Raw genomic sequence first — 24495 nt, forward strand, 5'->3', positions numbered from 1 at the left:
CCCCATGCCCAAAGTCGTCGCCCTCCAGGCTCACATGGGAACGCTTGCTGAGCTTTTGCGCCGGAAAGGCTACAAGGTCATCGACCTTTATGAAGCCGGCCGGCCCGGCGTCAAGGTAGACGCTCTGCTGTACACAGGCTATCACCCCGATATCACAACCACCTTCAATAGTTTAACCGAAACGGCCGACATTACCATTGGCACTTGCGCCGGTGAAAGCCACCCCGCGCCGGTGCGGATCAACATCACCGGTCTGCGCCCCGAAGCCGCCCTCGCCGCCCTGGAAGAACGGCTGCGCCACTTTTCACCGTAGCAGCCGTCCCCGGGTAATAATCCCCGCCCCAAAGCGCTCACGCAGCTTGTCGACGGCCCGGTAAACGGCCTGCCGCTTATCGTCATCGCCGCCAAAGAGGGCGAGCTGTCCGCCGCCGTGGTAGAGATGCGATACGGTCACCCCGAGCAGCCGTACCCCTTCGGTGAGGTTAACGGCAGCTAACAGACGGCGCGCGGTGGCGAAAATGGTTTCGTCCAGATTAGTCGGCTCGTTTAGCGTCCGGCTACGGGTAATGGTGCGGAAAGAAGCGAAACGCACCTTGAGCGTGATGGTGCGGCCGGCATAGCCGCCGGTTCTTAGCCGCCAGCCGATCTTTTCCGCCAGCGCTAACAGTTCGGTCTCCATTTCCTCCCGGTGGAAAAGATCAGCGGCAAAAGTCACTTCGTTACCGACCGACTTGGGCTCTTGGTGCGGAATAACCGGCCGGTCGTCAAGGCCACAGGCCAGCCGCTGCAAATCGCGGGCCGCCTTGCCGCAGTACTTTTCCAGCAGGCCTGTCTCCACCGCCGCCAGGTGGCCGATGGTAGTAATCCCCACCCGGGCCAGCGCTGCCGCCGTCGCCTCGCCTATGCCCCACAGGCGGCTCACCGGCAGCGGGGCCAAGAGCGCCGCCGCTTCCTCCGGCCGAATCACCGTCAGCCCATCCGGTTTATTAAGATCAGAGGCCAGCTTAGCCAAAAACTTATTAGGGGCAACGCCGGCAGAAGCTGTGAGCTTCACTTCCTCCCGGATAGCGGCCTTGATGGCCCGGGCGATGGCCACCGGGTCAGGGTACAAAAGGTCCATGCCGGTTACGTCCAAAAAGGCCTCATCCAGCGCCAGCGGCTCCACCAGCGGCGAAAACCGGTCGAGGATCGCGCGGATTTGAGCCGATACGCGGGCGTATTTAGCATGGTCAGGCGCCAAAAATATGCCGTGCGGACAGCGCCGCCGCGCCTCGGCCATCGGCATGGCCGAATGTACGCCAAACTGCCGGGCCTCATAGGATGCAGTCGATACAACGCCCCGTCCGCCTACGCCGCCGATAATCACCGGCCGCCCCCTGAGCTCGGGATTGTCGCGCTGCTCAACCGCGGCATAAAAGGCATCCATATCTACATGAATAATCCAGCGCTGCATATTATCACCCGCTTCGCTCACTTTTACTTTTATCATAGAACACTAGTTCGCGATTGTAAAGCCCTTCCAATAAGCCACCACCCACACCATGCGAAAAGCGGCGCCCGTTTGCCGACGCCGCCATCAAAGTTACGCTTACTTTCCGCCAAGCAGCGAGGTACCAATGACCACCGGTTCGAGAGCCTGGAAGCGGGTGTCTTCCAGGGCGACCAGTTCGGAACGCAACCTGCTCAGTTGCTCCCGCAGGACGGTCTGGCAATAGTCGTAATCGGCCAATTGGTTGATGGCCACTTCCAGCTCGCGAATTTTTTGCTGATACTCGCTATGCATCTTTACAATCTCGAGGCCGGTTTTAATATTCATATCATCCGTGTCCCCTTGCTCCGACTTCAAAGCGTACTTTTACCACCGGTAACATTATGCCCCTGATTGGCGCTTTTCATTAGCGGTTTAGCCCAGATTAGCCCCGAATAATCATGGTTAGAACATTCGCAAGCTCATCGCCCAGTAGACCGGACAAACTGTCCAGGGTGGATAAAGCCGCCCCACCGTCAGGCGCCGTCACTGTTTTGTCCACAATATAGGTGTTGGCTGCACTCGAGTAGGCCTTAATATCCAAGGTTAAGTCCAGCGGATGGACGGCCAGCAGAATGATATAGTTTACATGCCGCGCCTTGGCGTAAGCGGCCAGCGCGTCCGGCGTAGCGTCAGCCGCCGACGCCACATTGCACCGCTTGAGGTCGCGCAGCACCTCGTTGCCGCACTGCACTTCGCTGCCTAAAAAGAGGGCGTTGACTTTGTAGCGGATGACTTCATTTAAGGCTTTGTTCAGCATATCGATCCCCGGCACATAACGGCCGGAAGTGTCAATATACAATGCCACGGCGGCCAGGGCATTATCGTCGGCGACGCCGGCGAAAGAAACTGCCGGGCTGATGAAGAGCAGTAAAATAATCGTGCTTAGAATAATCTTAGTCTTCATATCCCTTATTCCCCCATTTGTATTTTACCTAGTCGATAAATTGGCGCAACAATGAGAATAGTTCCACCGGCCCATGATAGGAAACATGGAGATACAGCACACCGCTGCCGGTTGTCACCGCATCGACGGCGATTAAGTCGGCCAGACTGCGACCGGCAAAGGTGACTGTCCGCAGCGGCGATTGGTCAATATACGGCTTAAAATCGACAACCAGCAGATTGCCGTCAAAGCGGGCGACAAAATAATCGCCAGCGCCGATTAACGGATTGCCAAACAGTTTAACCAACGCCCCCAGACTCAAATGTGAAAACAGCCAGGACGCGACAGGCCGGTCGCGCAGCGAGCGTTTGCCGATTGCTACCACCATCTGTGCCTCGTCTTGGTTCTGCACCAATTTCATAATCCGGCCTTCGACCACAACGCGACCTGTTTGCCTGGCCGTAAAGGCCAGCCTGAGTCTATTGTCCGGCAGAATAGTAACACGGGCCTCCGTAATGCCCGGAAAGTTCGCTAACGCCCCGGCAAGGTACTCATTGACTGCTTCTTCCGGGATCGCCACCACCCCCTGCCGGAGCTGGTCAAGCGTTTGGGCCTGCCAAATTTCCTTTATCGTCGCTACCGCCGCCGGGTCCGGCCAGCCAAAGGCTTGCACCGGCCGGCAAAATACCAGTAAAACCAGCAGCATGGCGAGCCAGCGTTTTATCGGCATTACCGATGCCTCCTTCTCTGGGACTTTATTCCTATACTATATTAGCGCAATCTGTCGCATGACGCCAGTCCTCTGCGGCCACAATACAGCCAGGAGGTGGCAGCATGATTGAACACGGCGTCGGCCGCGCCGCCAAAAGCGTCGATCAGGCGGCAGAAGCCCAGCAGGGCAACCTGCGGGTCAACGGCGAGCAACGCATCACGCGCGCAAAAGGCAAAGAGCAGCAAAAATAGCAGGAGCCTGCTGACGTAAGCGTCAGCAGGCTCTTGTTTTCTCATTGCGCGTCCAGGCCTGTCACCAAGTCGTTTGCCAAAAGCGGCAAAATCCCTTCTTGATACGCCGCCAGGCGCCGGGCGGCAATATGCTTTGCCAACGGCGCCAGTACGGGATGGTCCACGGCGGCCAGCTTTTTCAGCCGCCGCTCGTCCAGCGGCGCTGACGGCCGGGCGGCCGCGTAATCAGCGGGCGTCATCCGCCACAGGCGCACCCGGCCGGGATAGCGGCATAATAGCTTCTGAGTCATCTGCAGTCCTTCTGGGTCGAAATCACCGGAATAGTGAAGGACGGCACCGCTGGCAATAAGGCGGTCAAGCAGCGCCCAGGAAGCCAGCTTAAACTGCCCGTGCAGGCAGACTAACGGGCGCGCGGCGCCAGTTGGCGCGGCCGCAGCGTTTCTATCCGCTGTGACCGCGTCAAGCAAAGCGGAAAAGACCCCGGAGTTTTCCACCAGATAAACGTCAAACAAATCATCAGGCCGGGCCGGCGCCGCGAGCGGCCTTACTGCCGTAACCCGGACAAGCTCGCGCAAGGGAATGTTTAAGGGCGCGCCGGCCGCGGCCGCCGCCCGCCAGTAGCCCAGTTCGCTCGCGCCGGCATAGGCGGCCAGACCGTAGCAGGTAGCAAAATTAAGCACATCATCGCGCAGTAAGCGGAAATGATATAACAGCTCGCCCACTTCCTCGGCTGACGACATCGGTCGGTCATAATCCGGATCAGGGCCGGTCTTCGCTTCTTCGTTTCGCAGAAAGCGCAACGCCTCCAAAAACAGCTTGCCTGCGTCGCGGTCGCTGTCCAACCCGTGCGGGTCGCCGCACACCTTTTGGGCAAATACGGGCAGGCGCTGATACTCGTCCGGCAACCGGCTGATGGCCTGCAAAGCCAGCTCCAGGTGGGCGACAAACGCTGGCGCTATGCTGCCGTCCGGAGCCCACCGGATGTTCGTCTCTTTGGCCAGCAGCGCTTGCAGCCATTTTTGGCAAAACGGGTGGGGAAACCGCGCCGTTAGCCGCTCAAGGAGCATCGCCCGCCGCTCGTCGCGCCGGCGGCGGCTTTCCTGGTTGCTGACCAGTTCGCTGCCGAGCCAGCTTTCCAGCACTTCTTTCGGGTCAAGGGCGCCGAACTTGGTCGCCGCCAGCGCGGCGGCGAACTGCCGGGCCGATACCCGAATAACCCCGGGCGCCAGACGGTGGCGCAGAAAGGCTGCCAGTTCGGCCCGTTCTTCAGCGGTGGGGTCGTTTAGTACGACCACGCCCCCTAACCGGTTCAAACTCCGATATTTAGCGGCCAAACCCGCCAGCAGCCGGTGAAAACCCGGCCGGCCAAAATAAGCGGCCGCTGCCGTCAGCAATTCTTCCCGATTCATAAAAGCCCCCTAATCTGTTTGCGTGGCTGCGGCCACTTCGAACAGGCCGCTTTCGTCCTCGCCGGTTGCGGCTAACGTCCGCGCTTGGCCGTTCCAGTAGTAGTGCACCACCGTCACATACGGACTGTTTTTAGGGCGGACCAATTCATAGACCGCCAGGGCCGGCACCACATCATAGTCACCCCACAGCGCCTGCGAGTTCATGATGTAATTAAAGCCTAATTGTTCCACCAAGGCAAACATATCGCGGATATTGTTTTCGTCCACGCCGGCAAAGGCTTCGTCCAGGGTGATAATATAGGGAGCGTCATAACGCGCTTCCTGATAGCGCGAATAAACGGCCGAAAAGAGCGGAATATACATAGCCATCGCCTTTTCCCCGCCGCTGAAGCGGAAAAAGGCCCGGTCGGTCAGCTCCCGCCACGTCAGGCCGGCCTGCTCATAATACAGCCGGAACTGAAACCACCGGCGGTAGTCGAGCACCTCCCGCACCGCCTGCTGAAAGGTCGTGGCGCTCTCCGCCCCTTGCGTCCCGCCGTCGCTGGCCTGCTTGGCCCGTTCAATCCGTGCCTTAAAGTGGCGCTCGATCTTGCTGAGGTCGTCGTCCCGCAGCGCGGTCGGGTCGGCGTGCAAGAGCCGCACCAAGTCCTCGGTATCCAGCTCGTCATCTTGCTCCGCCGGCCTGGCTTTCCACTCCAGCTTAAACCGCAAGCCGCTGGACGTATCCCGCTGGCGCATCAGGCGGTTCATATCCTCGACCCATTGCTCGGCGGCGCTGATGCGCCGGTTGATAAGGCGGCCAATGTTATTGAGAATGACTTCTTCATATAGTTCTTTGTCTTTCTCGGACAGCACCAGCCGCAGCGTGTCAAGCTGGCGGTCCAGCGCTTCCCGGAGCTGATACGGGTTTAGCCGGCGGCCGTCATAGTCCAGGGTAATGACCAGGCGCTGCCGCTTCTCGCACAGCCGTTCCAGCTCTCCGGCCAGTTCATCGCTGTCATCAATATTGGCCGGCAGCTCAGGCAAGCCGTGCGGTTCGGCCGCCACCGGCTCCAGCTGCATCCGATACTCCATCAGTACATTGTTCTCGGCATAAAAGGACTCGCTCAAGCGGCCGGTGACCGTTGTCCGGTTCAGGCGGTCCTGTTTGAGAATAGCGCCTTTTTCCTGAATGATCGCGGCAACCGTCGGCCCTGCTCCATCTACCGGATACACCAGCCCCAATTTCAGTTCTTCGTCAACCGTCTGCTGCCAGCACCGGCATACCTGGTCCAGGAACGCACAGCTTTCTGCCAGCTGGGCCAGCCGCCGCTCACCGCCGTCAATATTGGCCTGCAGCATGGCAATCGTCTCGATCACCACGGCTGTTTCCGCCGGAATTTCCTCCAGCCGTTTAGCCACGTTTTGGATGCGGGCCTTAAGTTCATCCGCGCCCAGCTCCTGCAGCCGGCTTTCCAGGTGGGCAATGGTCAGTCGCAGCTGGGTGGCCTGGCCGTCCAAAACCAGCAGCTCGCCCTTTAAATCATCCACTTCCTGCCGGATATCGGCTAAAAATTCCCGGCACCGCCGGGCGTTGGCCGTAAGGTTGGCATAGTCCTGACAACATAATTCCAGCTCGTGCAGGCTGGCCTGGTAGTCGGCCATTGCCTGCACGGCCGCGGCATAGTCCCCTTCCCGCAGCGGCAGCGCAATCCCGGCGCTGGCCTGAGCAAGCGCACCGCGCAGCTCCTGTAGGTCACGGACAACCGCGCGGAGCCGGGCGTCCACCCGCTCCACGGCCTGCTCCTGACGCGAAATATTGGCGGCCACGGCCAGTTTCTCGTGGTGCAGGACACGAAGCGCCGTATCGGCGGGAAAATTGGCCTTGGCCTGGCTGGCGCGCTCCAGCGCTTCCTGCAAACCGGCCGCCCGCCCATAAAGCGCTTCTTGCTTAAGCGCCAGGGCTGCCAGCTGTTCTTCCAGCGCGGCAATTTGCTGGCGCCGGTACGCCTCGCGCGCCTGCCGGCCAATAAACGTGGCCGCCTGGCGGCGGGGGGCCTTGCCTGCCACCGGCCCGATGCGGTAGGCGCCATTCGCGGCAAGAGCGGCGCCCGCGCTGTCTTCCGCCGCTTCGCCCCAGAGCTTTACGTCTTCGACAATAATGCTGCGGAGTACATCATCGATATCGGCGGCTGTCACCGCTACGCCGTCAACCGGCGTGGGATGGAGGTAATCGGCCAGCGTCACCGCCATGATCTGCGGCGCCGGCTGAATGACGGCGCCGTAAATGTCCTGGGGAATGTCCTGCCGCCGCTGCCGGGGCACGATGAGCGCGTCCAAAAGCCCCATATCGGTAAGGGCGGCCTCGATCCGTTCGCGCACGTCCGGGGGAACGTCGGCGTTAAACTCAACCGCGGCGTAGAGCGGCAAAAAGGGAATATTGCGGTCAGTTAGCAGCGCCCGTGCCGCCTGCGCGTCGCTCAGCCGCGGCGGTTCCGGGTCGCGCCGGGCGCGCCAGTCATTCAGCGCGGCTGTCAGCTCCTGCTCCTCTCCTTCCAGGCCCTTTAACTCTGCATTAATAAGGCCCAGTTCCTGGTTTATCGCCTGCACGCGCCGACCGTAAGCGGCGGCCAGCGGGGCCTCCACATCCGGCCAGGACCGGGTTTCGTACAAGCCCTGAATGGCTTGCGCCGCGTCGCGCAGTTCGTCCTGCTCGAGCGGCAGCCACCGGCCATGCTGCTGGCACCAATGGTACAGATCCGCGAGCAGCTGGTCGCGGGCCTCGCCAAACTGCTGTTCCAGGCGGCGGTATTCAGCACGGAATTCATCCAGCACCCGGCGCTCCTCGCCCAGCTCCTTGTCAATTTCCTGCCGGCGCAGCTGCAGCTCGGCCTGGCGGCGAAGCAGCCCCAGCACTTCGCTCAACCGGCCGGTATAGCTGCCGGCGGCCCGGCGCCAGGCGGCGAACGAAAAAGCCGCGTTCTCTTGCGCCAACGCGCCGGCCAGCGTTTTATGCTCGGCAAAAGCCGCCTGACCGGCGGCATCGTCCATATCTTGCAGCAATTCTTCCTGCCGGCCGCGGCACTCCTCCGCCCTTGCCTCATAGTCGCGCAGCTTTTGCTGTTCCTGCCGTTCGCGCCGCTGTTTTTCCGCCAGTTTGGCCGCCTTGTCCCGCTGCAGCGCGGTAACCTGATTAAGCTGGGTTTCGTGCTGCTGTTTCTGCTGCTGGGCCCGGAACGCATCGTGCTGCTGCAGTTCTTCGCGCTCCCGGGCCAATACGGCCTCTTCCCGCTTTAGTTCCTCCCGGCGCTGTCTTGCCTCGGCCAATTGGCGGCCATCTTCCGCCAGCCGCTGACGGAGTTCTTCCCGTTCGCGCTGCAGTTTGGCAAACCGCCGCTCCGCTTTGTGGGTCAAGTCGGCCTTTTCCGCCAGCACATAGGTATTGTACAGGTCATAGTTGCGGCACAGCCGGCCCAGGGCCTGCTTGTCCCGTTCCAACTGCTCAATCTGGTCTTTGGTGCGCTGCATGCTCTCGATCGTTTCCGACAACGGGCGCAGTTCCTCGTCCGACAAAGGCGGCAGCGCTTCGTTTAAGATATCGTAAATTACGCTTGGTTTAAAATCCTTGGACAATTTCGGGCTGCGCAGCTGGATGAGCAGCTTCATCAGTTCCTCATACTGTTCAAGCGAAGCAAAGCCAAAAATGTGGCGGTTTACCAGCTCCATATACTCCTTCTGGCTGCGCACCACCTGCCCGCCGGGCCCAATTGCCCTTTCCAGCTCCGCCCGCGTCAGGGGAACGCGCTCGACCGTGCCGTCTAATGGGTTAATCTCCTCTTTGTATAACAAAAGATCATGTCTAATCCGCCGGTTATCGGTGATGACAAACCCCCAGAAATCGAGACTGCTGCCGCGGCGGGCCTGCAGTCCGATGCCGGTGGTCAGGTACTGCGCGCTGGCGCGGCGCTTGTATTCAAGATAGAGATAGCCGGTCCGTTCATCGCGGTTGACCAGCTCTTTTTCCCCTAAGAGATAGTCTTCCATCCGGCGTGACCGCGACCCAAAACTGTCCAGCCGGTCTGGCGTCTTTACCCCGTCCAGCAGCACGGTAATCAGGCTCTGCATAGTCACCGACTTGCCGGAGCCGTTCGCGCCCCGCAGGAGCAGCCGGCCATCGGCAAAATGAAATTCTTCATCGTCATAATACCAGAAGTTTATTAGCCCGGCGCGGCTTAGGCGCCATTGATCCTGCTCCCGAGTGTTTTGCCTAGTCATTGCCATACCTCACTTTAACATCCTGCTTAGTCTGCTTGGCTTAGCTGGGACGACCAGCCGTCCGGATAACGCCCGGCCAGCCTTGCTAGCGCCGGCCGCAGCGTGATAAAGCCGGTTTCCGGATCATAAGCCGCCATATTCCACCCCTCCAGCTCGGCTAACACTTCCGCCGCCAACCGGCTGAGATTTGCCGTGCGATATTCCTTCGTCCACCCGGCGCCATAGCGCTCACGACATTCGCCGACCAGCCGTTCAAACGCTACCGGGCTCAAGCTCTGCTGCCAGCCATCGCCGGCCGGCCAACGGTCGCGGCAGAAACTGGCCAAGTGCAGCATAACCATATGGATGCCGCTTTGGTAAAACGGAAAAATCTGTTTGCACCAGTTCGTCCTCTCCGGGCTGGTGAGTAGGGCACAGTCTTTATAGAGCTCAAACTGCAGCCCCGTATAGCTCTCCAGTTCATCCCGCAGCCGGCGGTGCATATTCCGCAAATACAAAAAATCTTCCGGCCGGGCGTCGGTAGCATTGTACGCCGCCGCAAGCAAAAGCTGCCGGTAAACACGGACCCGCCGCCCGCGCCCCGTTGTCGCCTCATCATCGAACAGCTCGGCTGACTGTAGTTCGGCCAACGACCGGTACTGATAAAGATCCTTGGGGTATGAGCGCAAAAAATAACGGGCCAGCACCGTCACTTCGTACAGGGCTTCGCTTTCCGCCCGCAGGGCGAACTGTTCGCTGTCGCCGTCAACCAGGCGGACAAGGCCCCGTTCCACGGCGAACTTCAGCGCCCGCACCAGCGACCGGCGATGCTCGTAACTTTCCCAATTGAGCCGTTCGTCCGCTTCGTGCGGATAAAGCGCGAGCAAACTTTCGCATAAATCACTCAGCAAAAACTGTTCATTAACGCTTTTCTCTTCCAAAAAGGCCAAAATACAACATAAAAGGGCGTAGTCCCGGGAATGGCCAAACTCTTGAATGCCCATCCAGGGCGCTGGCTGGGCCGGGATTTTTTCCAGCTTGTAAAATTGCGGCGTCGCCATCAGCCGCCAGCCGCATTTTTCCAAGAAATAGTTCCGCAGCTGAGTCTCATGCCGACGGATGAGATTATACTGCTCCGGGGCTTCTTCCCGGACAATCCAGTAGTTCTCTAGTAGCAGCACCAGCGCTTCCCGCACTTCTTCCATCTCAGCCACGGGCCTCACCTGCCTTCATGGCCGGACGGGCATCGACGAACTCAATAATAAAAGCAGGCAGTTCCAGCCACCCGTCGGCGCTGCGCAAAACTATCCGGCGGCCGCCCGGAGCGGTTACCAGCCGGATGCGTCTGCCCGTTTCCGTCTGGATGGTGCGGTCTTCGCGCTGCATGCAGCGGGCAATCCAGGCCAGCAAGGTCTTGCGCACATGCGCGTCAACTTCCGCCAAGTCGGACAGCACGATTTTATTGTCGACAATAAGCTGGTCAATAAGCCTTTCCCGTTCGTGCTGGGCGCGAATATACTCGGCCAGCGCCGCCTCCTTCTCGGCGCGGCGGTCTATAAGCGCTCCCGGCCGGCTCCGTTCCCGCATACCCGGCAGACGGGGCGTTGTCGTAACGATGGTCGGAGCTTCGTCCCAAACCGTCCGGTCAAAGTCCTCGCTCGCCCGCGGCTGGGCATACAAATGGCGCGAATGGGGTACGCCAAACAACATCGCCGCCAGCCGGTGGGCGTCGTCTAACCCCTCCGTGCGGGCAAACCACCCCGCCAAATAGAGGTAATCATGGCGCCGACTGCGAAAAGCCTGGTGGCGCTCGCTGATCCGCTGGGCAAAACGGGCAATGCGGCGGATGGTATCGGTCGTTTCGTTCTGAAGGGTAATAAGTTCGCTGGGATGGTTGGGCCGGCCCAAAAACCATTCGGCCAGACTGGCATACTGATCAAGGTACAAGGTCACCCATTCTTCCCGGCTGGGCTGACTGTCCAGGCGGGGGATGCTGAGCTGGTATTCGGCCAGCCTGTCGGCAATAAGCTTCACCGTATCGGCCGGCGCTTTTTTCAGTACGGCCTCGATTTTGCTGGCCGTACGCTGCATGCCGAGAATAAAATTCTGCAGGTACTGGGTAAAAGCGGACTTATAGGCGATAAAGGCCTCGGTCTGCATCTGTTCTTCCACTTTATCACTTTTGAGATGGGCAAGGTAGTCGGACGCATTCTGGACCAGGGAACGAAAATGGCCGTAAAGGTCATCCCAGGCCCGGAAAAGTTCTTCCAGCGGAAGCGACGGGCCGTCGGCCAACAATCGGTTAAGCGCGGTCAAAAGCCGTTCAAACAGCGTCGCCTCCAGCGACCCGCCGAAACTGTCGCCTAATTGTTGCAGGCGCGCCACCATCCGCTCGATTTCAATCGTGTAGGGCGTGCATTGGTAACGAAACTTTTTCCGTTTAAAGTCCTCAATCGTATGTACCCGTCCCGTCTCCTGACGGGGAATAAGGTTCTTCCACTCGACCAGCTGCTTTAGGTCCTGCTGCAGCTGGTCTTCGGTATAATCGGCGAAAAAGGGGCTTGCCTTCAGGTACTGGTAAATTTCTTCCGGATATACATAGTGATGCAGCCGTTCATGCTGCACAAAACAATAGCGCAATATCGCCCGGTAGCGCCAGCTGTTTTCCCGGTTAAGATAGCTTGTTTCCACAATCGGCCGCAAGTCCTGTTCGTTCATGCCATCATTCCCTTTACGCCGCTGCCGCACCCTGCCTAATAAAGGCTCGGCGGGCCGGCGACTAATCTCTCAGACCTTAAATTCCGGCAATTTGGAGTAAATCCTGCTTTTGATTATCGCCAATTTTCGGCAGTAGTAAACTCTTTTATCTTATTTTACAATTTTTAACTTTTACAATTTTTAACGCCGCAAACAAGAAAAAAGACGCCGATTTGGCGTCTGTTAAAATTAAGATGTTGAAGCCTGTATTTTTTGGGGATCTAAACCATGCCACCGGCACAGTTACCGGTAGAAATACACAAAAGTCCCGATAACGTTGACAAGCATGGCGCCGGCCATGGGAATGGCGGTCCGCTTCACCAGGTCAAACGGCGAGACGCCGCCCATGCTGGACGAAACGACGATAACGGCGGTAATGGGCGATACGGCGCGCGCGATACTGGCGGCAAAATGCATGGGCAGCAGCATCAGTACGGGGGCAACCCCCATTTTGGTCGCGACGGTGGGGGTTAGCGACGCAAACGCGAAGAAAGGTGCGTTGCCGGAGCCCATGACGATGGAGCAGCCGGCGATAATGCCGACCATTACCAGGATCATGCCGGCCGCGCCAAACCCGGAGGTTTGAGCGCCTTTGATGATGGCGTCAATGGTGCCGATGGTCGTAAGACCCTTGGCGAAGGTTTCACCGGCGACAATGAGGGTAATGACATTGGCCATTTGCATGCCCAGCCCGTCAAAGAACGACTGGATACCGTCAAGAACCTTTTTACCGTCGCGCGTGCGGACATATTCGAAGATCATGGCAATAAACACGCCGATAAACATCGCCTTGATGATGTCCATCTTGATCCAGGAAATCCACAGGTTACTGAAAATCAGAATGAGTGCCAGCGGAATGGTGGGCAGGATGGCATAAATCATGGGCACCGGCTTTTCATCCTTGTCGGCCTCTGTCTTGTCCACGACGATAGGCACCACTTCATGGCCGTCCCGCTTGTCCATCCACTTTTGCGTAAAGTAGTGGAAACCGGCTACTACCGGCATTACCGTCAAAGCGATGGGAATCTGATAGTTGGTCCAGTACAGCACCGGATCCAGGCCGGCGGTCTGCGCCGACAAAATCGTCCCTGTATCGCTGGGGCTCCAGTCAAGGCAAAGGGTAGTGGCTATTACTGCCGTAGCCGACAAGCGGCTGACGCCCAGGCTTACCAGGACGGGGAAAAGCGTTACCATCAGCAGCATGGCCAGGCCGGACGCGCTGTTTATGCACAGGCCGAGCAGCATGCCCACGACCCAGGAAGCGGCCATCACGAGATAAGGCGCCCGCAGGCCCAGCAGGGGGCGGATGGTGAGCTTGACCAGAGCGCGGCTGGCGCCAATGTGGTCCATATAGCGGGCGAAGCCGCCCACTGCCATGATGTTGAGGCCCAGTCCCGCCGCCCGGGAACTGAAGGTTTGTTTAATAAATTCAAAGGCATCAAAAAAGACCGAGCCCGTGCTGTTTTTGGCCGGCAGGATGGTGCCCAGCCCTAAGGCTACCCCGCAGAACATCAGGATCAGGCCGGCCATGAACAAGACCGGCTGAGGCTTGTACTTACGGGTTATCAGATAGCCGACCCAAAAGGTGACAATCAACGAAATAACAATGCCCAAATGACTTCCTCCTTCTTTCTTGCTAAAATGCATTCTTCGTACGGTTTACTAGTCGGCTGTAAGTCGTCTCTCCTCCCTTATACTTGCCTATATGGGAAACTGTCCGACCAAAGCGTCGCATGCTGAGCGTACCACCCGGCCGGATCAGATCTCCTGCCACCCTTTTACGTCTTCGATGCCAAAGCCCGGCGCTTCCGGCAGCAAAATTCGGTTTTGGTCGAAAGTCACGCCACCTAATACGGGGTCTTCGGCCAACAGCAAGGCCGCATCCAGATCGGCCCGGGTAATGTTCTTTTTCGCGGCGGCAAAGCTGGCCGCCGCCGTGATGCCGATTTTGCTCTCAAGCATACAGCCCATCATGCACTCAATGCCCATGGTTTCCGCCAAATGGCAAATTTTAAGGGCGCTATGCAAGCCGCCGGCTTTCATCAGTTTAATGTTGATCAGGTCAGCGGCCCGCATCGCAAGGATGCGAAAGGCGTCGGCCGGACCGAAAACAGCCTCGTCGGCCAGAATATCAGTATCGACATGGTCGGTGACAAATTTCAGCCCTTCGATGTCTTGCGCCGCGACCGGCTGCTCCACCAGTTCAATCGCCAAACCCAGGTCTTCCATGCGCCGGATGGTACGTACCGCCTCCTTGGGCTTCCAGCCCTGATTGGCGTCCAGACGGATCTTAACGGCATCCCCCACCGCCTGACGAACGGCCTTAACTCGGCGGATATCCAGGTCGGCGTCGGTACCTACCTTGATCTTCAATTCCCGATAGCCCGCCGCAACTGCCTCCCGCGCGTCCCGGGCCATCTCTTCCGGCGAATTGACGCTTATCGTCAGGTCGGTCGTCACTTCCCGCCGATAGGCGCCGAACAGCTTGTATACCGGCAGGCGGTGAATTTTGCCAAAGAGATCGTACAGCGCCATGTCCACGGCCGCCTTGGCGCTGGTATTATGCACCGCGGCCCCGTCCAGCGCGGCCATCAGCGCCTCCAGCCGGTCGGCTTCCATCCCGATGATCTTCGGGGCAATACAGTCCCGGATGGCGGCCACGATGGCGCCCTGGGTATCGCCGGTGATGACAGCGGTCGGCGCGGCGCTGCCAAACCCTATGACTCCCTCGTCGGTAATAATCTTAATAACAATGTCTTCCGCCGCGTATACCGTGCGCAGGGCCGTCTTAAACGGTTTCTTGAGGGGGATACGCACTTTCCCGATTTTGACCTCGGCAATCTTCACGGTTCCTTATCTCTCCTTTCCCGGCAGTCTTCCGAACCCGGCCTACCTTATAAAAACACACAAAAATCCAGCCAGAACAGCCGAAACCGCTAGACTTTCTCGCTGGATTTCCTTCGACAGAAAACAATATCTAGTTATTTTATTCTCCTGAACTTTTAAAAATCCTGCTTACCAGTCCCCTGTCATAAATTTTCTGAAAAGGAAAATAGGCAGGTCGCCGTGCGGCAGAACTTTTCGTAAGCTTGGCGCAATAGAGCTTCATACGAATATGCCTTTCAACTTTTCCAAAACCTGTTCTTGCATGTCCGGCAAAACATGGCTATATGTATCAAGCGTAACCTTGACGCTGGCATGGCCAAGCCTTTCCAAAACCACTTTCACGTTTACGCCCTTCTTGAGCAGCAGCGTCGCGTGAGTATGCCGCATGTCGTGGAAACAAAATCCATCCTTCCCTTTTGGCAAACCGGCCTTGTCCAGCATGGCCTTATACACCTTGTCAAAGGTATTCGGATTATAAGGCTGGCCTATTTCAGAACATATAACCAGGTCATCATCAAAGTATAGTTCGCCGTATTTCAGGCGATTTTCCGCCTGTAACCGTTTGAGCCGTTTTAACTCACGCACAACTTCTGGCGGCACCGGTAACCGACGGTAAGAGTATGGCGTTTTGTGACGACAGTCCACTGCCATCCTTTTTGCCATTAACGACCAATTGGTTAAACAGTCTCTGGACATCAGGATTTTTCCCCAATCCACCACATAAAAATAAATATTGCCCCCCCTCGGGCATAAAAATAGCCATTGACATTTTCTGTCAATGACTAGAACCCTTGTATTTGGCGGAGTGGGAGGGATTTGAACCCTCGCGAGCCTTACGACTCCTAACGATTTAGCAATTTGAATTAGGCGTTTTTCTGGGTTTTATGCAGTTTATAAAATCCAGTAAAATCAAGGCTTCGCAGGCATGGAATTTTATACCATCTACCTAGTTTTTAAAATTATTGCCCCCCTTTTTGCCCCCCTCGTTATATAAACATGCCTTTCAATTTTTCCAGAACCTGTTCTTGCATGTCTGGCAAAACATGGCTATATGTGTCAAGCGTAACCTTGACGCTGGCATGGCCAAGCCTTTCCGAAACCACTTTTACGTTTACGCCCTTTTTAAGCAGCAGCGTCGCGTGAGTATGCCGCATATCATGGAAACAAAATCCGTCCTTCCCCTTTGGCATACCGGCTTTATCCAGCATGGACTTATACACCTTGTCGAAGGTATTAGGATTATATGGCTGGCCAATCTCAGAACATATAACCAGGTCATCGTCAAAATATAATTCACCATATTTCAGGCGGTTTTCTGCCTGCAGGCGTTTCAACCGCTTCAACTCCCTGACAACTTCCGGCGGGATTGGCAGCCGCCGGTAAGAATATGGCGTCTTTAGGTCTTGAAAAACTAACGACCCTTCCCTGCCGGTCAATCGCCTGCTTATTGGCGTTAATTCACGCTGGACATATATTTCGCCTTTATCCAGGTCAATGTCCGACCACTTTAAGCCAAATATTTCTCCCCGCCGCATCCCTGTCGATAAAGCCAGCAGGATAATCATGAAATGTTTTTGTTCATATCCACGGGCGACATCAAGCAGTTTTTTGGCCTGTTCTTCCGTCATAGCCTTAATATCGCGCTTCTTTTTTTGAGCAATGCGAATATCGTCAGCCGGATTTCTGGCAATATACCCTAGACTTACTGCTTTATCCAACGCCGCATGTAAACATATCCTGACACTATTTAAAGAATGTGACGACAGTCCGCTGCCGTCCTTTTTGCCGTTAACCGCCAATTGATTAAACAGCCTCTGGACATCGGGATTTTGTAGTTTTTGCAAAGGCACCTGCCCAATTCTCGGCTTTAAGTATAGCTTAATTATGCTCTCGTAACGCTCATATGTCCGCACCTTAACAGCAGGCTTTGTATAATCTTCCAGCCATCTGTCCAGCCAATAGCCGACAGTCAGTTTATCCGCATCGGGCATCAACCCGTTTTCTATCTCTTGCAACCACTTCCGTCCTTTGGCCATGACTTCTTTTTGCGACTTGCCGGTAAACTTTTTCCGCTTTGTTTCGCCTGTTTCCGGGCATTGATAAGAGAATTGGGCCTCCCACCGCTGCCGCTTTTCGTTATAATATGCCGTCCCTTCACCGTGTCCGCGCTTTCTCGCCATTAACAGCACCGCCTTTCAATACCCTTCTAGCTTTTAAAATACACAAGTTTTTACAGCTTGTCTATTCAGTCTAACCAATGCTAAAATAAAGCTACCACCATAAAAAGGATTGGTGATGTTATGAGCAATGAAGAATTAATTTTAACCCTTCGCTCCGTCATTCAGGAAGAGTTAAAGCCAATTAACGCACGCCTAGACAGAATTGAAACCCGCTTAGACAGAATTGAACCCCGCTTAGACAAAATCGAAACCCGCTTAGACAAAATCGAAACCCGCTTAGACAGAATTGAACCCCGCTTAGACAACCTGGAAGGCCAAGTAAAAGAAAACACCAATTTTATTAGCGTACTGCTCCACCGCACCGAAGAAATTGACGCTCAACTACATGCCTTGTCCTCCACCGTAGATAAACTTTGCGGCCAGGTTAATAACCTGGAAGTTCAAGTTAAAGACTTACAGGCCCAGGTAACCGATATTAAGGCTAACATGGCCACTAAAGAGGATATTGCCGCCCTTGACGCTAAAATAAACGTTCTTAGCATACGCCAGACTAATCAAGAAGCAGAATTATTCCGCCTTAAAATGGCCCGCTAACTTTCCCTTCCCGGCTATGGCCGGGATTTTTATTTTGCCTTACATCTTCAGCCCAATCTGCCTGGCAATGCTCCGCAATTTCCGGCAGGCAAGCGACCGGCCCGCCTGGCCAACAACATCCTGCATGTTAACCAGCACCCGCTCCCCAGGCAGGCCCAGAATTTCGGCCCCGGTATTGGCCAATCTTAAAGCCTCCTCCAGTTCTACCGGCTCATTATAGACATGCCGCTGGCCGTCTGTCTTTATTACCACCATGAACCCGCCGCCGGGCGCGCCTTCGACCATGATCCAAACACCTTTATTCGTGTCCACGTTATGAATTGCCATCATCCCACCGCCTTAACACAAGTTTTCTCAGGTAGTTTTTAAAATACTGCCGCCTGGCCGCCCTGCTTGGCCACCAGCGGCCTTTTTCTCCCCGGTTAATGGTATTTATCGCATCGCCTGCTTGCCCGGCCTTGTAGGCAAATATACATAGGCTGTATTATGCGAAACCGGCAGCACGGGACAAAGACCTGCAACTTGCGGCTAAACCCAGCAAACAAGCCTTCGGCAGACTTGCCGAAACCGAAACCGAAATAAAATTTTTTGCCTGTCGCTAAATGGTTTTCGGGGCTCGCGAGACCCTCCAGCCCGCCCCCTTCTGGAAGGACCCGCACCTAACCAGCCCGACGACTTTCGTTGGCCTGCTTGCATCTAAACTTCGGCTACTGTAAATTTGCGACACCGAAGAGCGAGAATATGGCGGGGGGGTTACGCACACGACCCGTGTGTTCTTTGAAGGTGGCCCACCGGTCTGGCTAAAACAACCCCCGGTCACCTCGATGGGGGGGTTATAAGACTTCGTCCCCTCTAAATTTAGAGTAGCCGATAGCATCCTATAAACTTAGAGGAACCCATCTTGCTAATACATATATTGTATTAACTTTCTCCCTGTTATAGCCGCAGCCACGCTTATGTATTTAAGACTGGCGCGATATGGGCCTAGCTTGTGTCTAAATTTAGAGTAAAGCAGCCCTATAGCAGTCTCATGCCTACCGTTCGTCTAAATTTAGACCAACGGACAGCCGTCCGCTTTTCGGACGCTTGGCCTTCGTCCATTTTTCGGGCGAAGTCTTTTTATCGTGTGGTAAAATTCCCAACAACTTGGGAACCTGTTGTGCGTCCGTTTTCCGGACAGGCATTGCCCTTTTTAGGGACTGTAAAAATTCAGGCAAAAACGGCTTAAAACCAGGCATTTTTACCACTAAAACGGCCCTTATTTTGGACCGAAACCGCCTGCTTTTGCCCTGTTTTCAGGCCTTGACCCTTCCCCTTCGCAATTTCGCGGAATTTTGCGCATGACTGCCGCCCGCTCGCCGGTTAAAAGGCCCCAGGGATTTACCCCCATATCCCCCTATGGACGTAGTTTCAACCGACACCCTTTAAGGTCGCCAGTTCAACTGGACACCCTAAAGCAGTCATTTCAACTGACCCCCTGTAATGCACCCTCAACTTAACTTAGGGCCAATGTTCGGCGCGTCTAAATTTAGACTCGCCGAATAGCCGTTAGCTTTGTCTAAATTTAGATAAACCTAATAGCCGACCGGCACCCTCGGCTAATGTTCCCTGCCAAAAACCAAAGGGATTTTTCAACCTATACGCAGCAAACCCTCGCGCCTTCGGCGACCCCTGGCTACCCCAGGTCTACCAAGTACCTTGCCAATACCGACAAAAGCCGACAGCTTGCCGCTTCCGGGCCAACCCTAGCTACTATAGCCAGCACGAAGTTTCAATCCTAAAAAAGCGGTTTTCAAGGGACATTGGCCGCGCTCGCAGCGACCCTTAACCCGCGCACCCTTTACCAAGTACCTTTTAGCCAACCAGCCGCCATGTTTTAATACATGCACTGTATTAACGCCTGCACCCGTTGATATAGCTGATAATGTCGACATGCAGCCTTATCAACTCCTGTTGCAGTTCCTTGCGTTTCTTGGCCGTTGTCGCGTCCAGGATTGCCTGCTGGACTTGGTCAAACCTCGGTTTAAACCGCCGCATAAAGTCTTTGTTGTCGTATGTGCAGGCATCAGGTTTTACGCCTAATTCCTGCCCCTGCCGCTTAAGCTGGCTTACCGCCTCGGCTACCGCATCCTGCGCCAGGCCCATTTCCTGGCCAAACCGCCACAGGTTAGTTATGGCCGTCTGTATGTCGCCGCCCAGGTATTTGTTCTGCGTTATTACCTTCCGGCGCTCTTTGTCATACCTGCTCACCCTGGCATAGGCAAAATACCTGTTGCCGCGCTTTTCCCATCCTGCTCTCATGGTATCACCGCCTTTAATACATAGACTGTATTATAACCTTTTTAAAGCAGGCGGTAACTTGCCGCCTCCTTAATCATCGACAAACACAAACCATTGCCTGCCGCCCGCTTTCCGTCTCGCCGATCGGCGGCCTTGCTCCTCGTCCGGATTTAAACTCCGCTCACCTTCCGGCCAATACTTCGGGCAGCTTACCACCGCCTGGACATATTCCTGCTCCCGGTAGCCCAGACTGGCCAGCAGGCTGTCCACCTTTCGCCTGGCGACTGTCGCGTCTTCCGGCACCCTGTCCGGCAAAGGACACAAGCAGCGCCAGGTCGCCCTTAAGCACGTCCAGCATAGGCTCTCAACCTCTCGACCATCGCCTGCCACCTCAGCCGCGTTAGCCATTCGCTGCATCCCTCCCGCTCGGCTATCAGCCGCCAGGGAAGGCCCCGCCAGACATTGATTAATAGCTGCCTATCTTCCGGCGGCAGGCCTTCCTCGATAAAGCGGCCTGTTATTTTTACCCTTCGCTCTATGTCGGCCAGTTCCAACAGTTTAACCGCCGTCCGGCCTGTTTTGTCGCCGTAGCCGCTAACCTTCCGGCTTACATGCTCGGCCTTGTACCGGTGAAGAATATTGGCCCGCAGGTTTTGGCAGCGCGCCCATAGCCAAGGAAACCGGGCCAATGCTTCCTGCGCCTCGTTATAGGTCATGTCCCACCATGATTAAGCCTGTAGTTTTCTGTAGCATCGCCTATCCCCCCATTAGCCAAAACTTGCGCCGGTGTGTTTAGCGGCCAGGCAGCGGTCGCCGCTCGTTTACCTGTAGGGATTTACCTAACCCCTCCCCTTAGTTAGTAGCCCGGCCTTGGTTTTTCACCCTTCAGCCAGGCGGCCACCGTTTCGGCCAGGTGGAGAACAGACAGCCTTTCCCGCTGCACCGCCAAATGAATGACTTTGACAAGTTCCTTATGGTCAAGCCCGGCGGCTTCCATCTTGTCCACCAAGGCATTATAAGCAACAGCATAGGCATCATGTGCCTGTCCAAAATATCTATGATTAGCGCACGGCAAGCCTTGTAATTGCATTTTTCCCCTTTCCCTTTCGCATTAGTTTTCGTCCAGCACTTCCTCAATGATTTCCAATAGGTCAGGCCTATAATAGCCTGCAAGTGTCGCATCTTTTAGCAGGTTTAAAATATCGGCCTCATGCCTGCACTCAGGCAGTTTCTTTTTTAGCCACCTGACCACTTCCCGGCGGCTTGGATTTACGTCCGACAACACTTTTAACCCTTTCGGCCTTAGCGCGTCCGGCCTGGCGTAATATTTACTGCTCATTACCTCACCCCTGCCTGTTAGTTTTTGTTAAGGTTTCAAGCACCGCCGCCAGGATTGCCCTGGCGTTGTCGCTGTCCTCGGCCAATGCCGCCACGTCCAAGGTGACTGTTTTGCCTCGGCATGTTTCGCCGTCTTTGTTCACCCAATCCGGCAGGGATATTTGCAGATTTTGCGCCTCGGCGTACCATGCCAGCCTGTTTTTACTGGTTGCAGCCTCCATTGTCGGTTTTTCCTTTTCCCAGTATTTAGCCATGCTTTAGCCCCCTTTTTTATCGTGTGGTAAAATTCGCTGTCGCCAGTAGCCATAACCGTTTTCCTTAAAGCTAATCACATTCTTTTTGGGGATTAACCTTGCGGTTTTGTTCTTTCCCGAACCTCAGCCGGTATTTGCCGCGTTTTATGGCCGCCCGCCAAATATCCGGCCTGGCTTTGAGCATCTCGTAAAACTCGGCCTGCTCAAACACCAAGAGGCACTTGGGCAGTTTTACTGTCACCCGCAACCGCGCCGCCCCTTCCTGCGCTATCTGTCAACAGCGATAGATATTTGCCAGCCCTCAGTTCAGCCCGAATAATCGCCCGGCTAAAGTCCATGCTTGATATTTCCGCTCTAAACCCAATCAGTTCAATGTTTTGTATTGTTACCCTTACTTGCTCTGCCATCGCCCTCTCCCCTCGCCTTTTAATCGTGTCAAAAAATTCCCTGCGCCAACCGTTTTAGTAAGCCCACCAACTGCTCCCGGTAAGGATTAAGGCACCATCTTTCGGCTTCGTACATTTCCCAGCTTGGCCAGCCGTTTTGTCCGCTCGCGTCAATAATCGGCACTATCTTGTAGCCCAGCCTGGCATCCGGCTCCAGCTTCGCCCCCGTGCCTCTTATGTATTTCAGCCGGGCGGCAAAGTCCACGTCTATTTTGGCCGCCTCGCTTATCAGCCATTGCCACAGGTGACTGTCGGCAGGACTAAGCCCTGCGCCGGTATCCGTTGCCTCCTGCGTCCCGTCGTATAACAGCTCGCCGCCGAACATTCTTTTGGCATCGAATACGCCTTTGGCCGCCTCGCCCTGCTCCGCTACCGTCTGCACCGCCCGGAATAATTCCGCCGGTGTGAATATCAGGTGGTCTTTGTCCCTGGCCCAAACTCTCGCCCTGGCCGCCTCGTCCGGCACTATCCAGACCGCCTCGCCCAGGATATGCCGCCAGGCAAGATTTACTTCTATCAGGCAGGCTTTGGTCAGTTCTCCCCGCCAGGCGGCCCTGATAACGTCTTTCGGAATGATAAGTTTTGCTAAGTCCTTCGGCTCTTGCTCGTCAGGTTTTACCTGTTTTTTATCCGGCAGGTCGTCATCAATCTTCACCCAGGCCCAAACCATGCTATCACCACCTTTAAGCAATTGCTTTTATAAAACCTATAGCTTATATACCCCCCTAATTTTTGCCCATTTTGCCCACCATAGCCCTTTAATCCTTGATATTACTGGCTTTGTTAGGTGGGCAATTTTTATTTTTCTTTGCCCATTTCTGCCCACCAATCTGCCCACTAAATAAATCAACCATACTAGCCTAATAATTAAGTGGGCAAAATTATGGGCAGTTTTGGGCAAGTTTTTTGCAACTTTGCCCACCTAATGAACCCTTGATTTTACTAGCTTTAAGCCTATTGGTGGGCAAAGTGGGCAAGTTTTTTGAAGATATAAGACATATAGTTTTTAATCTTTCAGTATGTCTTTTTTAAGCCAAATAACATCTAACGGCCTATTACCGCAACAGCCAAATGCCCTTCTTTTAGTCCACCTGCCCCGCACCTCGTCCCGGCTAAACAGCAGCCCTTCTTCATGCAATTGCCGCCACAGCGTACCAGAGGAAACCGGAAACTGTAGACCCTGCTTCATGTAAAACTCAGCCACGGCCTTATAGGTCATCTGCGGCAACAGGTACAAATACTGCTCGTCATAACAGCCGATAAACTTGCCATCTTCAGGCTTGTTTTGTTGGTATACCGGGATTATCTCCACCTGGCCAGCCGCGGCTAGTTCCTGTAAGGCGGTTATAAACTGTGACGTTGGCTTTTCCGTCTGTAGGCTGGCGATATTGTCCTTGGCCAATTGCTGCAAGATTTTGCCGCCTTCCTTCATCAGTTCAACCGCGTCATTTTCGGCCAGCCCGCCGCTATCTATGGCAAACTGGTGAAACAGCCACAGCCCCAGGGCCAGCTTGGCCGCCGCCTCGTTGGCCCGTCCGCTATTTTCTGTCTGCATGTCGGCCCTGGCCCCGCTATAGATTTGCGGCAATATCTCTTTCAGCTTCTCCCAGTTTTCGGCCAGCCAGGTTATGTATGCGACCATGCACTTGGCCAGCCATCTTTTATTGGCTTCAACCTCTTTGAATTTGCCGTAATAGTCTATATCATCGCGCTTTACGCTGATAAACAGCATCCTGGCCTGCCCGCTTTCGCCTATGTCTGGCCTTTCCTCGCCGGTAGCAATGGCCAAACCCCTTGGCCGAAACGCTGCCCTTAGCTTTAGGTCTGCCCCCATCCTCACCCTGGCCGCGCCGTCACCGTAGGCCCTGGCCAGGTTTTGCGCCGCCTGCTTCAGTTTTTCTTTCTCGGCCCTGTTCTGCGCCGGGTGGAAGTCATCGACTATCAGCAATGCATCTTTTATCATGAAGGCGGTTTTCTCCAGGCTGTTAGGTGTCATTTTAAAGTTCGCCGGGAACGCCGTTTTGTCAAAGTCACCGAAGAAGGACAGCACCAAGGCGGCTAGGCTGCTTTTTCCGCTTTGGGCCTTGCCAACCATGAACAAGGCAAAGTCTAATTGTATATTTACGGCCCGCAGGATTTCGGACGCCACCACCAGGAACGCCGCCGCCAGCAAAGGGAAGGTTATCCTTTTGTCGGCCACTTCCAGGAAACTGGCGGCCATTTTTACCGCCCTGGCCGCGTCCTCGCACGTTTCGGGCAGCCGATAGCGGCTTAACGCTTCGCCGCCCTCGGATAAGTCTACCAATACGCCATCCGCGCCGATCGCCCCGCCTGCATGCAGGTAAGCCCATTTGCCGCCGATTTTGCGCCAGCCAGTATGGGTGTAATACGTTTTTTCTTCCCGTCTGTATTTGCTAACATAATAATTGACCACTTTAGCGAAAAACGCTAGAGAAAAAGTTGACCACCTTGACCATCAAACCTGCTATGCTAGAAGTTGGCAAACTTTTTAGCAGAAGGCAGGAGAAAGAGATGATCAAAGTGGACACATATAAGTATATCAAAGATCTGCACATAAGAGAACGAAAATCAATTCGTCAGATATCCCGCGAAGTCGGTTTATCCCGTCAAACGATACGGAAAATCCTGTATCAGTCGCTTGAAGATGTCACAACCTACAAGCGTCAAGCACCACCGCCTGCACCACTACGCAATCAGTTTGGAGCGATTATCCGGCAATG

At 55.3% G+C, this 24495-nt stretch carries 25 protein-coding genes and 1 pseudogene; 4 read left to right on the plus strand and 22 right to left on the minus strand.

What is annotated here, in order from left to right:
* Positions 1-4 precede the first annotated feature (4 nt).
* On the plus strand, positions 5-313 hold the full coding sequence (locus BLQ99_RS11070; RefSeq protein ID WP_093690966.1) for an MBL fold metallo-hydrolase: 309 nt from the start codon (positions 5-7) through the stop codon (positions 311-313).
* On the opposite strand, the gene BLQ99_RS11075 is transcribed toward BLQ99_RS11070, so the two are convergent.
* From BLQ99_RS11075 to BLQ99_RS11090, 4 genes are all read right to left on the minus strand, one after another.
* Positions 305-1453 carry a DNA polymerase IV gene (locus BLQ99_RS11075; protein WP_093691019.1) on the minus strand — a complete coding sequence of 383 codons (1149 nt, stop codon included), beginning with the start codon at positions 1451-1453 and terminating at the stop codon, positions 305-307. The genes BLQ99_RS11070 and BLQ99_RS11075 overlap by 9 nt on opposite strands.
* Positions 1454-1588: 135 nt before the next feature.
* Positions 1589-1816 (minus strand): hypothetical protein, encoded by a 228-nt coding sequence (locus BLQ99_RS11080; protein WP_093690968.1) that lies wholly within the window; start codon positions 1814-1816, stop codon positions 1589-1591.
* 97 nt (positions 1817-1913) lie between these two features.
* Complete coding sequence (locus tag BLQ99_RS11085) at positions 1914-2435, minus strand: hypothetical protein (protein ID WP_093690970.1); 522 nt, start codon at positions 2433-2435, stop codon at positions 1914-1916.
* A gap of 28 nt (positions 2436-2463) precedes the next feature.
* Positions 2464-3144, minus strand: coding sequence for a hypothetical protein (locus tag BLQ99_RS11090; protein ID WP_093690972.1), 681 nt, complete (start codon positions 3142-3144; stop codon positions 2464-2466).
* Positions 3145-3248: 104 nt separating this feature from the next.
* On the opposite strand from BLQ99_RS11090, the gene BLQ99_RS15310 reads away from it, so the two are divergent.
* Positions 3249-3377: a hypothetical protein gene (locus BLQ99_RS15310; protein WP_281240889.1), complete on the plus strand. Its 129-nt coding sequence runs from the start codon at positions 3249-3251 to the stop codon at positions 3375-3377.
* A 41-nt stretch (positions 3378-3418) separates the two neighbouring features.
* Here BLQ99_RS15310 and BLQ99_RS11095 read toward each other — a convergent pair whose 3' ends face one another.
* The 8 genes from BLQ99_RS11095 to BLQ99_RS11130 all read right to left on the minus strand — a co-directional run bounded on the left by BLQ99_RS11095 (position 3419) and on the right by BLQ99_RS11130 (position 16842).
* The gene (locus BLQ99_RS11095) at positions 3419-4786 is read right to left on the minus strand and encodes a TIGR02679 family protein (RefSeq protein ID WP_093690973.1); all 1368 of its coding nucleotides are present in this window, start codon (positions 4784-4786) and stop codon (positions 3419-3421) included.
* Between the two features lie 9 nt (positions 4787-4795).
* Complete coding sequence (locus BLQ99_RS11100; protein ID WP_171904663.1) at positions 4796-9040, minus strand: TIGR02680 family protein; 4245 nt, start codon at positions 9038-9040, stop codon at positions 4796-4798.
* Positions 9041-9066: 26 nt separating this feature from the next.
* Complete coding sequence (locus BLQ99_RS11105) at positions 9067-10224, minus strand: TIGR02678 family protein (protein ID WP_245690448.1); 1158 nt, start codon at positions 10222-10224, stop codon at positions 9067-9069.
* A gap of 1 nt (position 10225) precedes the next feature.
* Complete coding sequence (locus tag BLQ99_RS11110; RefSeq protein WP_093690979.1) at positions 10226-11737, minus strand: TIGR02677 family protein; 1512 nt, start codon at positions 11735-11737, stop codon at positions 10226-10228.
* Between the two features lie 282 nt (positions 11738-12019).
* On the minus strand, positions 12020-13390 hold the full coding sequence (dcuC, locus tag BLQ99_RS11115; RefSeq protein ID WP_245690440.1) for a C4-dicarboxylate transporter DcuC: 1371 nt from the start codon (positions 13388-13390) through the stop codon (positions 12020-12022).
* A 144-nt stretch (positions 13391-13534) separates the two neighbouring features.
* A complete protein-coding gene (locus BLQ99_RS11120; protein WP_093690983.1) occupies positions 13535-14623 on the minus strand; it encodes a dipeptide epimerase in 1089 nt (362 codons plus the stop codon).
* Between the two features lie 258 nt (positions 14624-14881).
* Positions 14882-15358, minus strand: a complete 477-nt coding sequence (locus BLQ99_RS11125; RefSeq protein WP_093690985.1) for a tyrosine-type recombinase/integrase — start codon at positions 15356-15358, stop codon at positions 14882-14884.
* Between the two features lie 290 nt (positions 15359-15648).
* Positions 15649-16842: a tyrosine-type recombinase/integrase gene (locus tag BLQ99_RS11130; protein WP_093690987.1), complete on the minus strand. Its 1194-nt coding sequence runs from the start codon at positions 16840-16842 to the stop codon at positions 15649-15651.
* Positions 16843-16962: 120 nt separating this feature from the next.
* Between BLQ99_RS11130 and BLQ99_RS11135 the strand changes: the two genes are divergently transcribed.
* Positions 16963-17436, plus strand: coding sequence for a hypothetical protein (locus BLQ99_RS11135; RefSeq protein WP_093690989.1), 474 nt, complete (start codon positions 16963-16965; stop codon positions 17434-17436).
* A gap of 39 nt (positions 17437-17475) precedes the next feature.
* On the opposite strand, the gene BLQ99_RS11140 is transcribed toward BLQ99_RS11135, so the two are convergent.
* The 10 genes from BLQ99_RS11140 to BLQ99_RS11190 form a co-directional block, all read right to left on the minus strand.
* Entirely contained in the window at positions 17476-17763 is a 288-nt protein-coding gene (locus BLQ99_RS11140; protein ID WP_093690991.1) for a hypothetical protein, read from the minus strand.
* Positions 17764-19329: 1566 nt separating this feature from the next.
* Positions 19330-19737 (minus strand): hypothetical protein, encoded by a 408-nt coding sequence (locus BLQ99_RS11150; protein ID WP_093690995.1) that lies wholly within the window; start codon positions 19735-19737, stop codon positions 19330-19332.
* A 69-nt stretch (positions 19738-19806) separates the two neighbouring features.
* On the minus strand, positions 19807-20124 hold the full coding sequence (locus BLQ99_RS11155) for a hypothetical protein (RefSeq protein WP_143005904.1): 318 nt from the start codon (positions 20122-20124) through the stop codon (positions 19807-19809).
* A complete protein-coding gene (locus BLQ99_RS11160; protein ID WP_093690999.1) occupies positions 20058-20432 on the minus strand; it encodes a hypothetical protein in 375 nt (124 codons plus the stop codon). The genes BLQ99_RS11155 and BLQ99_RS11160 overlap by 67 nt, the downstream gene beginning before the upstream one ends.
* 140 nt (positions 20433-20572) lie before the next feature.
* Positions 20573-20806, minus strand: a complete 234-nt coding sequence (locus BLQ99_RS11165) for a hypothetical protein (RefSeq protein ID WP_093691001.1) — start codon at positions 20804-20806, stop codon at positions 20573-20575.
* Between the two features lie 21 nt (positions 20807-20827).
* Positions 20828-21055: a hypothetical protein gene (locus tag BLQ99_RS11170; protein ID WP_093691003.1), complete on the minus strand. Its 228-nt coding sequence runs from the start codon at positions 21053-21055 to the stop codon at positions 20828-20830.
* Positions 21056-21059: 4 nt separating this feature from the next.
* Positions 21060-21308, minus strand: a complete 249-nt coding sequence (locus BLQ99_RS11175; RefSeq protein WP_093691005.1) for a hypothetical protein — start codon at positions 21306-21308, stop codon at positions 21060-21062.
* 70 nt (positions 21309-21378) lie between these two features.
* The gene (locus BLQ99_RS14955) at positions 21379-21549 is read right to left on the minus strand and encodes a hypothetical protein (RefSeq protein ID WP_171904664.1); all 171 of its coding nucleotides are present in this window, start codon (positions 21547-21549) and stop codon (positions 21379-21381) included.
* A 194-nt stretch (positions 21550-21743) separates the two neighbouring features.
* Positions 21744-22424: a hypothetical protein gene (locus BLQ99_RS11185; protein ID WP_093691009.1), complete on the minus strand. Its 681-nt coding sequence runs from the start codon at positions 22422-22424 to the stop codon at positions 21744-21746.
* Positions 22425-22760: 336 nt separating this feature from the next.
* Positions 22761-24188, minus strand: a complete 1428-nt coding sequence (locus tag BLQ99_RS11190; RefSeq protein ID WP_093691011.1) for a DUF927 domain-containing protein — start codon at positions 24186-24188, stop codon at positions 22761-22763.
* Positions 24189-24286: 98 nt separating this feature from the next.
* On the opposite strand from BLQ99_RS11190, the pseudogene BLQ99_RS15085 reads away from it, so the two are divergent.
* Positions 24287-24495 (plus strand): annotated as a pseudogene (locus BLQ99_RS15085) (hypothetical protein); the annotation flags it as partial.

The organism is Sporolituus thermophilus DSM 23256, assembly GCF_900102435.1.
GTDB classification, from domain to species: domain Bacteria; phylum Bacillota; class Negativicutes; order Sporomusales; family Thermosinaceae; genus Thermosinus; species Thermosinus thermophilus.

Excerpts from the sequence above, each read along its gene's own strand:
- BLQ99_RS11185 (WP_093691009.1), bottom strand. The coding sequence starts at position 22,424 with ATGGTTTGGGCCTGGGTGAAGATTGATGACGACCTGCCGGATAAAAAA.
- BLQ99_RS11125 (WP_093690985.1), bottom strand. The coding sequence starts at position 15,358 with ATGTCCAGAGACTGTTTAACCAATTGGTCGTTAATGGCAAAAAGGATG.
- BLQ99_RS11070 (WP_093690966.1), top strand. The coding sequence starts at position 5 with ATGCCCAAAGTCGTCGCCCTCCAGGCTCACATGGGAACGCTTGCTGAG.
- BLQ99_RS11150 (WP_093690995.1), bottom strand. The coding sequence starts at position 19,737 with ATGAGAGCAGGATGGGAAAAGCGCGGCAACAGGTATTTTGCCTATGCC.
- BLQ99_RS15310 (WP_281240889.1), top strand. The coding sequence starts at position 3,249 with ATGATTGAACACGGCGTCGGCCGCGCCGCCAAAAGCGTCGATCAGGCG.
- BLQ99_RS11100 (WP_171904663.1), bottom strand. The coding sequence starts at position 9,040 with ATGACTAGGCAAAACACTCGGGAGCAGGATCAATGGCGCCTAAGCCGC.
- BLQ99_RS11110 (WP_093690979.1), bottom strand. The coding sequence starts at position 11,737 with ATGAACGAACAGGACTTGCGGCCGATTGTGGAAACAAGCTATCTTAAC.
- BLQ99_RS11075 (WP_093691019.1), bottom strand. The coding sequence starts at position 1,453 with ATGCAGCGCTGGATTATTCATGTAGATATGGATGCCTTTTATGCCGCG.
- BLQ99_RS11165 (WP_093691001.1), bottom strand. The coding sequence starts at position 20,806 with ATGCAATTACAAGGCTTGCCGTGCGCTAATCATAGATATTTTGGACAG.
- BLQ99_RS11130 (WP_093690987.1), bottom strand. The coding sequence starts at position 16,842 with ATGGCGAGAAAGCGCGGACACGGTGAAGGGACGGCATATTATAACGAA.
- BLQ99_RS11140 (WP_093690991.1), bottom strand. The coding sequence starts at position 17,763 with ATGGCAATTCATAACGTGGACACGAATAAAGGTGTTTGGATCATGGTC.
- BLQ99_RS11080 (WP_093690968.1), bottom strand. The coding sequence starts at position 1,816 with ATGAATATTAAAACCGGCCTCGAGATTGTAAAGATGCATAGCGAGTAT.
- BLQ99_RS11160 (WP_093690999.1), bottom strand. The coding sequence starts at position 20,432 with ATGACCTATAACGAGGCGCAGGAAGCATTGGCCCGGTTTCCTTGGCTA.
- BLQ99_RS11155 (WP_143005904.1), bottom strand. The coding sequence starts at position 20,124 with ATGGCTAACGCGGCTGAGGTGGCAGGCGATGGTCGAGAGGTTGAGAGC.
- BLQ99_RS11085 (WP_093690970.1), bottom strand. The coding sequence starts at position 2,435 with ATGAAGACTAAGATTATTCTAAGCACGATTATTTTACTGCTCTTCATC.
- BLQ99_RS11095 (WP_093690973.1), bottom strand. The coding sequence starts at position 4,786 with ATGAATCGGGAAGAATTGCTGACGGCAGCGGCCGCTTATTTTGGCCGG.
- BLQ99_RS11175 (WP_093691005.1), bottom strand. The coding sequence starts at position 21,308 with ATGGCTAAATACTGGGAAAAGGAAAAACCGACAATGGAGGCTGCAACC.
- BLQ99_RS11090 (WP_093690972.1), bottom strand. The coding sequence starts at position 3,144 with ATGCCGATAAAACGCTGGCTCGCCATGCTGCTGGTTTTACTGGTATTT.
- BLQ99_RS11135 (WP_093690989.1), top strand. The coding sequence starts at position 16,963 with ATGAGCAATGAAGAATTAATTTTAACCCTTCGCTCCGTCATTCAGGAA.
- BLQ99_RS11170 (WP_093691003.1), bottom strand. The coding sequence starts at position 21,055 with ATGAGCAGTAAATATTACGCCAGGCCGGACGCGCTAAGGCCGAAAGGG.
- BLQ99_RS11105 (WP_245690448.1), bottom strand. The coding sequence starts at position 10,224 with ATGGAAGAAGTGCGGGAAGCGCTGGTGCTGCTACTAGAGAACTACTGG.